7 protein-coding genes and 1 pseudogene are annotated in these 8,028 nt (G+C 31.3%); 1 reads left to right on the plus strand and 7 read right to left on the minus strand.

From position 1 onward, the window contains the following. Positions 1 to 36 precede the first annotated feature (36 nt). The 7 genes and pseudogenes from ccrB to KA878_RS14535 form a co-directional block, all read right to left on the minus strand. Entirely contained in the window at positions 37 to 1,668 is a 1,632-nt protein-coding gene (gene ccrB, locus KA878_RS09865) for a cassette chromosome recombinase CcrB (protein ID WP_193839837.1), read from the minus strand. After that, positions 1,665 to 3,026 carry a cassette chromosome recombinase CcrA gene (ccrA, locus tag KA878_RS09870; RefSeq protein WP_193839838.1) on the minus strand — a complete coding sequence of 454 codons (1,362 nt, stop codon included), beginning with the start codon at positions 3,024 to 3,026 and terminating at the stop codon, positions 1,665 to 1,667. The genes ccrB and ccrA overlap by 4 nt, the downstream gene beginning before the upstream one ends. Positions 3,027 to 3,212: 186 nt before the next feature. Further along, complete coding sequence (gene cch1 / locus KA878_RS09875; protein ID WP_193839839.1) at positions 3,213 to 4,982, minus strand: cassette chromosome replicative helicase; 1,770 nt, start codon at positions 4,980 to 4,982, stop codon at positions 3,213 to 3,215. Next, positions 4,982 to 5,275 (minus strand): cassette chromosome ssDNA-binding protein, encoded by a 294-nt coding sequence (ssb, locus tag KA878_RS09880; protein WP_193839840.1) that lies wholly within the window; start codon positions 5,273 to 5,275, stop codon positions 4,982 to 4,984. The genes cch1 and ssb overlap by 1 nt, the downstream gene beginning before the upstream one ends. A gap of 170 nt (positions 5,276 to 5,445) precedes the next feature. Next, complete coding sequence (locus KA878_RS09885; protein WP_193839841.1) at positions 5,446 to 6,960, minus strand: hypothetical protein; 1,515 nt, start codon at positions 6,958 to 6,960, stop codon at positions 5,446 to 5,448. A gap of 157 nt (positions 6,961 to 7,117) precedes the next feature. Next, positions 7,118 to 7,348: a DUF6038 family protein gene (locus tag KA878_RS14530; RefSeq protein WP_312883969.1), complete on the minus strand. Its 231-nt coding sequence runs from the start codon at positions 7,346 to 7,348 to the stop codon at positions 7,118 to 7,120. After that, positions 7,332 to 7,409, minus strand: a pseudogene (locus tag KA878_RS14535) (hypothetical protein); the annotation flags it as partial. The pseudogene KA878_RS14535 and the gene KA878_RS14530, both read right to left, overlap by 17 nt. Before the next feature lie 184 nt (positions 7,410 to 7,593). Here KA878_RS14535 and KA878_RS09890 point away from each other — a divergent pair. Continuing rightward, a partial coding sequence (locus tag KA878_RS09890; protein WP_210142150.1) for a YSIRK-type signal peptide-containing protein occupies positions 7,594 to 8,028 on the plus strand: 435 nt, incomplete at its 3' end.

Raw genomic sequence — 8,028 nt, forward strand, 5'->3', positions numbered from 1 at the left:
TATTATTTTAGTTAATATTTATACTCATTTCTTTTATTAAATAGTAAGATACAGTGTTTGTGGCAAAAATAAAGACGAAGTGCTAAGGAGCACTTCGTCAAGTGGATGATTATTAAATAGTTGTTTGATAATTTCATTATTCAGTTTAAGCGTAACATAAAATTGCTTCTTATGATGCTCATCTTTTCTGATGTCAATGCGATCGATGACTGTTAGATATAGTGATTTCAATTGAGATTTCTCTAATTTGTCTATATCTTTGAATATTGTTTGTAGTATGTTGGCAATCATATCAGCATCATAATGTGGAGCTTCCGCTTGTTTATCTTGTTCTAGTTGATGGATTTGATTATTTATTTGATTCAATTCATCTTGATAGTTAAGTATTGTTGGTTTTAATATACTATCTAAGTCAGGTGAGTCTTCAATCGTTTTCGTTAGTGTATGCATTTTGATTTTTAGTTCTTCACATTGTGACTGTTTATAGGCAATATCATGATTCAAAGAAGAGACGTCTATTTGACTTCTTTCATTTACTTTTTCAACCAATTGTTTCAATACCTTTTTACTTTTGATAATCTCCAATATTTGATCCATAACATATTTTTCCAATACATCTGCTCTAACACTATTGGCTGAACATACTTTAGAACCTTTGTTTCTAAAATTACTACATGAGTAATATCTGATTCGTTTCTTAGTGCCATCTTTTAAAGTATTAGTTGTATTACTTGCGGCCATTGCTGCGCCACATTTCGGACTCGGACATTTTACAATCCCAGTCAGTAGATTGGTTCCTTTACCATGAACTTGTGGTTTCTTACGACTCTCTTGGCGTTTAAACTGTACTTTATCCCATAAGGCTTTATCAATAATAGGCGCATGCTTACCATCCGCAATAATCGGTTCTTCATTGAGTCCTTTTCGTCTCTTATCGCTCCAGTGTCTATACTTCGCAAACTGTATCTTTCCAATATAAAAAGGGTTTGAGATGATATAGGTAATGGATGAAATACTAAACGGTTTCCCTTTCTTAGTCACGTAACCTTTGTGATTTAATGCATTCGCAATTTTACGATAACCGTGCCCTTTGGCGTATGACTCAAAAATATATTTAACAATATTCGCTTCATGTTGATTGATCATGAGCTCTTTTTTACTATCAGGCACTTTATCATAGCCTAGAGGTAAATTACCTTGGTAATAACCTTCAATGGCACGTTGTCTTTGACCGTTATAAACGTTTTCTACGATTGTATTTCTTTCAAACTCAGAGAAACTAGCAAGAATTTGGAGCATCAATTTACCTGTTGAGCTGGCAATTTCTATTTTTTCAGTTAGACTAAAAAATTCGACATTAATCTTATACAATTCTTCGACAATATTTAGTAAGTCTGAGGTATTTCTAGCTAAACGATTGGTTTTGTAGACCATAATACAATCTAACTTACCGTCGTTTGCATCTTTTAACATACGTTGCAGTTCAGGGCGTTGCGTTGTTTTACCCGATATACCACGATCGGTATATTCATTAACAACTTCATAGCCTTGAAATTGACAATACTCTGTAAGTTGGTTCAATTGACCTTGAATACTGTAACCATCGGTCTGCATTTCAGTTGATACACGTGCATATAATCCAATACGTTTCTTTTTGAGTTGTTTCATACGACTTCATTCCTTTCAGATATTATTAAGTGTGATTGTTCAACGATATTGAGTGGACTATTTTTAAAGTAGATTCCTTGTAATTGTTTAGTTTGAGTTATGTTGATGCAATCGATAAAAGGTGCTATATCCTGTAAAGTTATTTTATTTTTTATGACATATTTTAATTTGTCATCGATTTGGTAGGTTGAATAAGTAGAGTAATTCTCTTCACTTTTACAACTAGAAGATAAACGTTTGAACGTTTTTACATCAATACGATTTTGAGCTAGCTTTTCGATGAGTTGTTCTTGTGTTAGATGGGTTTCTTTATGCTTCATTTGTTGCTGTTTTAGGACTTTGAGTATTGTGTCATTCAATCGATTATGAAACGATTGTTCTTCAAAATACTTTTTACAAGTGTCGAGTACTTCACTTTCAAGTTCTGATGCATTTATACTTTTAAATGGGCATGTACGATAAGCGTCATTCATATTTTTAGGGCAAACATAGTAACGTAGAGAATAGTTCTCTTTTTTTATCGTTAAGTTTGTTAATGTTGATTGACAGTAAGGACATCTAAGTAGCTTCTTTAATTTGTTTTCAGAAATATATTGTTTATGATGTTTATTCAAGCGACGTTGCTGTGCTTCTTCAAATGTATCAATGTCGACAATAGAAGGGACTAAATCATTAAATGTTCCATACTTATTGATGACACGACCGCAATAGTTAGGGTTCAAGAGAATATTTCTAACTTGATAGGGCTTACGTGGAGTAAGCTTAGGATGGTTATCTAGATGTTGGGAAATCTTTTTGTAGCCTAGACCTTGTAAGTACCAGCGATAAACTGCTTTGACTGTATGGACTTCTTCTTTATGTACAACAAAATGACCTTGTCTATAACGATAGCCAAAAGGTGCATGAGTTGTGATTAGCTTACCTTGTTTGGCTTTTTCTCTTATTCCATTTCGTGTCTGTTCACTGATATTATTAGACTCCATTTCAGCTAGACTCATAAGTATGTTTAGGCGAAAGCGATCAAATTCTTTAGATAAGTCAAAATAGCCATCATTCACGCTGATGATTGTGACGCGATGCTTTTTACAAATTTCAAAGAATTGTATAGCGTTTTTCAAATTACGATGGAGTCGATTCAGACGATAGCAACACAATACTTTACATTTTCCAGACGTAATCATTTCTACCATCCTTTGATAACCTGAACGTTTTGTATGTCGACCTGTTTTCTTATCATCATAAAACGTCACATTAGACCATCCATATTGCTTAGCAGTATCCATAATAAGCGATTTTTGCGTCGCTAAACTTTGTTGTTTGAGTGTACTTTGACGTACATAAGCAATCGCTTCTTCCATGTTATACACCTCCAAAAAGATAATATATATTTGTGAGTAAATTCGAATGAAAGGTCCAACGTGCTTTTAACACGTTGGACCGCAATGATTAATTATCGTTCTGTAACTCTTCAACGATTAAATCAGCTAGTAATTCAATCAATTCATCCATTTTATCTACTCCTGTACGATTTCATCTTTAAGTTATTAAAAATCAATTAAATCATCGTTCTTTTTTTTCCATGATTCAAGTATCTTTTTGTTATCCAAGTTAATTTCAGCTTTAATAGGTTCAGCATCTTTAGTTAGACCAAAAATAGACGCATATTCTGAATCTAACTTTAAATGGTAAAAGACAAGCGACTGTTTCTTGCCATTGTTATCTTTGACTGTTCGTTTTGTCGTAATTCGATCACGGTCAGATTCGATAAATCCTTTATCTCTTAGTGCATTCACGACATTGTTGACATCCTGAAAGTGCTGTTCTTTCAGCATATCTTTAAATACAGTCGCAATGATTTTGACTTCGATATAATCATCTTTTAAGGCAATTAGTCCATAATTCTCAATCATATTCTTTAACGCTTTGTCATCAGAAAACTTACCACGGTTTTGTGCTACAAATTGCGTAATGACTTCGATCGCTTTATCTGCTAGTGATCGTTCAGAGACTGTATGACCATGATAATCAATAAAGTAGTCTCTTATTTTAGCGATATCAATATCTGTAGCTAAAACACGACTTAGAATCTTGGCCGAAGTAGTGATAGCCGCATAGCGCTTAAACATACGAATACCAGTATTATTTTTTTCATCCTTCAATTTATCTTTAAACCAATGATGCTCATCTTGAAACCATTGAATGACTTCATCTTCACGGTTGATAAGATATTTAGCTACTAACGGTAAAACATGACCATAGTTTAGTGCCACAGATTTTTTAATATTATCAGAATTTGTTGCATCTTTAGTAAACCGTTCATTAATTTCAATAGTTCTCACGCGTAAACCATCATTTTGAGCAGAATCAGTAAAGATACTGTATTCAGAGGTTGAAATCACAGAAGTGCCCCAATTCTTAGGCGTTTTAACTTCTCCATGTACATTGGAACGTTGACGCCCTTGACCTTCAGCGATAGAGTACAATAACCCTGTTGTATCTTTAAAAGTTGCTGAGGAGAGCTCGTCAAATACCATAGGTATGCCATAATTGTTACTCAAGTAACCTTCAAGAGCGTTACGTGTGCCATTCCAACTTCGAAAAAGTGTTTGATTACCTTTGGTTGGATTTCCAGCGACGGATACCGCTAAAGCTGCCGCTGTTGATTTGCCGGTTGAGGATTGACCTGTAAAACTAAAGATAATTCCTGCAAATTCGATTTCATGTTTATGCTTCAGAAAGGCTGTCACTAAGGCAGAAATTCCAAATACGACCGCTAACTCTAGAAGAAGATGACCTTTGACTTCGTTCATATACATATTTAACCAATCTTTAAATGTCCCTTTAGGCTCTAATAGATAAGCACTATCGACAATAGGCTCTAAAGATGCTAACTGATCATATTGTTTAGATGTGTAAACGGTATCTACCATTACAATGTAACCGTGGGGTGTTTCTATGATGCCCGAGCCATCATATAAATCAGAAGTGGGCAGTTCATCGCGCATTAACTGTAGTGCATAGCTCAAATCTCTTATATAACTTTCATTGATACTGTAACCATATTTAATCAAGGAAGGTAAGTTTCGAGTTGTTAAAATATCAGATTCAAATGTATGTTCTTTATCCTTACCGTTAGAAATAATTATCTTTTCTGTGTTTTCTGAGGCATGCCAAAATTTAGCTTCAACAGTGATACAACTAGACATAGTCACCACTTTTTCCTCATCTCCATCTTTTTTAGGTGGAATAGTTTTATGACATCCCATTGAATCTATATGGTATGGAAATCGTTTAAAAAAGACATGATGACTCATTAGCGAACACCTCCTTTCGAAGGGTTGCTGTTATGGTGTGGATTAGGACCTGTTTTAAGATAAGCTAAGTGTCCATGAGTATCCTTACCGATAACGATAAATGGGACATTTGGCGTATGTTTAATAAAATATGCGAACCAACGCCCAACATCTTGTTGGACTGCTGTTGAGCAAATAACATTAGACGCAAGGTTCAAATCATTAAATGTAAATACAGCACCTGTTTTCAAATTGAAAGCTATTCCCAAAACTTTGCGTTTTAACAATAAAAAGTGGAAACTCTTTTTATTCATTTGGATCATCCTTTGTACATTAGTCATCATTTAAATGATGCCTTTGTATCTTATATCTATACTGAGATATAAAGTTCTAAATTTGAGAGGAAAATATTAGGACATTGGTATTACACCTTTTGTTAATTAAAAAACCCAACGAAAAAAATCGTTGAGTTTAAAAAAGTATGCTAATAATATAATTTAGATCCACTATTCAATTTTTTTAAGCGTAATTTATAAAAATCATTAATTACCTGAATCATTAATTTATCAAGAATACCATTGTAATCGTTATTAAAAGTCTCCCTACTATATATTTCACTAATATTATAATCTTTAAGGTTTGAAATTAATGAATCTTCTATTTTCATTGTTAGTTCTGGGTGCTGTTCAATTGTATTGCGAACTAATATTTTTAATTGAGTATTTCTTACATAACCATTAATAAGACTTTCGAAACGAATTAAATTTTCTTCGTGTTTATCTATTATTGTATTCAACTCATTTTTTAAATTATTCAAACTGTGTAAGGCAATTAATATATCGTATTGAGATGCTTCTTCGATAATACGACTTGAAACATTGACTACTTTATCAATTAAATCAGTTATAGCAGTGAATAATGTAAAATGAAATGTATCTTCAATTGTTGTTAAATAAAATAACTCATTATTACTAATTAACTTATTTTTCTTCATAAATTTATCTATATTATTTTTAGATTTAATAATATCGTCTATTGTTAAATTAACTTTACGTGAACTTTTTTTCATAATACTACGGATAAATTTGAAGTAAGTATCATTATGATCGTATAGATTAAGAGAAACACCAATTACAGCCTGTCTAAATTGATCTATTTCATCAGATTGATTTAAGCTATTATTATTGTGAGATGAAGGTTTGATACTATTAGCTATTTCAAAGTATTGAGAGTTACTCTTTCTTTCTCTAATTAAACCTTCGATTACTAACTTTTTAAAATACTGAGATTTATTTATACTTGAGATATCTTTTTTTACATATGAATCTTGCTTTTCTTTATAAATGAGGTATCTTGTTAAAAAGTCGCTTATTATAATATCATCAATATTTTCTAACGATAAATCTCGATGTTGTTTTAATATCGTATGCTTTAAATCCTTAAAGTTTTCTAAAGAAGAGACTTGATCTTCATTTCTAATATAGTTTACTCGTTGTTTAATTTGCTCTAACTCAATATTTTTTCGAATTTCTTTCATAGCTTTGTTAGCTATTTTTTTAGCGAATTCTGTTGTATGGTTGATTGTTTCCAAGTAATCGTTAAAATATGTTTCTAGGACATTTAAATCTAATATATTCAAAATGGCTGTACCTTGATCAATAAATTCATTTAATAAGTCTTTAATATCAATTTTACTTTGACTATCAATAAAATAATGCATTTTATTTTTTAAAAAATGTTTAGGGATTTCATCTATAAAAAAACCAGTTTTGTCACATTCCACAGTATGTTGCTCCACAGTTTGTTCATCCTGATTTATAAAATAGCTTACATATATAGTTTCGCTAGGTTGAGCTTTTCCACATATAAAATTTGGTCGGTATTCTTTAGGTAAATAATCCTCTAAGTATTCTTCTAATATGAATTCTGAATTAATTTTATGTATAAAATAACTAAAATTTCGAAACCACATTTCTATTTTCCATTTATTTTTAATCATAGTATTACTCACTTTCAATAATATTTACTAATTTTTCCCTATAAGATATACAATATAAATAGGAGATAAACGTTTCCGTTGGAGAGGTTTTATGAAAAGGTCAGTCGAGTCTTTCAGTAAGTTAAATCAAGTTTTAAAGAATTATAGAGATAATAGCTTATGGATATTTTCCAATTTCTTTTTTTCTTAATTTTTCACGAATTTTCGATTCACCATTATTTTGTATATTGTAAGTTACAATTTTACGATTGATTCTTTTATTCAAACTTGGAAGGTAGAGTTTGTTTAATATATCAATAATGAAAAAATCTAATAATTTGTTATCAGTACATTCACTATACTCATCTATACTTGGTTCATTTGATGTATATCTAGCTACTTTCTTTATGCTTTACATTCAAATACTTGGAATCAACAGGTTTTACTTGCTTGTATGTAATAAAATTTTCGGGATTGTTTTCTTTATTATATTGATAAACTTTATATAGTTGCTTGAAGTTTAAGTCATTTTTTTATTTTTGTAAATTACAAGTAAACATTAATTCTGTTGAGCAAAATTATATTGACTCACCTTATTAATGTTGTATACTTAGATTAAGTGATTCTAAATTGCAATTATTGGGAGGAATATAAATGAAAGGAAAAAAGTATGATTTTTTGCCAAATAGACTAAATAAATATTCAATTCGTAAATTCACTGTTGGAACAGCTTCACTATTAATTGGTGCTACATTAGTATTTGGTATTGGAAATGAAGCAAAAGCAGATGAAATATCGAATACTACAGGTCAGGTAAGTTTTGATAATGAAAGTTCTGTTAAAGAAAATTCTTCACAGTCGTCTGAATTAGAAAAAACACTAAGTACTGAGGAGACAACAAAAGAAGAGCAACCAAGTACTGAGGAAACAGCAAAAGAAGAGCAACCAAGTACTGAGGAAACAGCAAAAGAAGAGCAACCAAGTACTGAGGAAACAACAAAAGAAGAACAACCAAGTACTGAGGATACAACAAAAGAAGAACAACCAAGTACTGAGGATACAACAAAAGAAGAACAACCAAGTACTGAG

Source organism: Staphylococcus sp. GDY8P57P, assembly GCF_017892585.1.
Classification (GTDB): domain Bacteria; phylum Bacillota; class Bacilli; order Staphylococcales; family Staphylococcaceae; genus Staphylococcus; species Staphylococcus borealis.

What these genes read in the sequence shown, in the direction of transcription:
- ssb (WP_193839840.1), bottom strand. Translation starts at nt 5,275, where the DNA reads ATGAATAAAAAGAGTTTCCACTTTTTATTGTTAAAACGCAAAGTTTTG.
- cch1 (WP_193839839.1), bottom strand. Translation starts at nt 4,982, where the DNA reads ATGAGTCATCATGTCTTTTTTAAACGATTTCCATACCATATAGATTCA.
- KA878_RS09885 (WP_193839841.1), bottom strand. Translation starts at nt 6,960, where the DNA reads ATGATTAAAAATAAATGGAAAATAGAAATGTGGTTTCGAAATTTTAGT.
- ccrA (WP_193839838.1), bottom strand. Translation starts at nt 3,026, where the DNA reads ATGGAAGAAGCGATTGCTTATGTACGTCAAAGTACACTCAAACAACAA.
- ccrB (WP_193839837.1), bottom strand. Translation starts at nt 1,668, where the DNA reads ATGAAACAACTCAAAAAGAAACGTATTGGATTATATGCACGTGTATCA.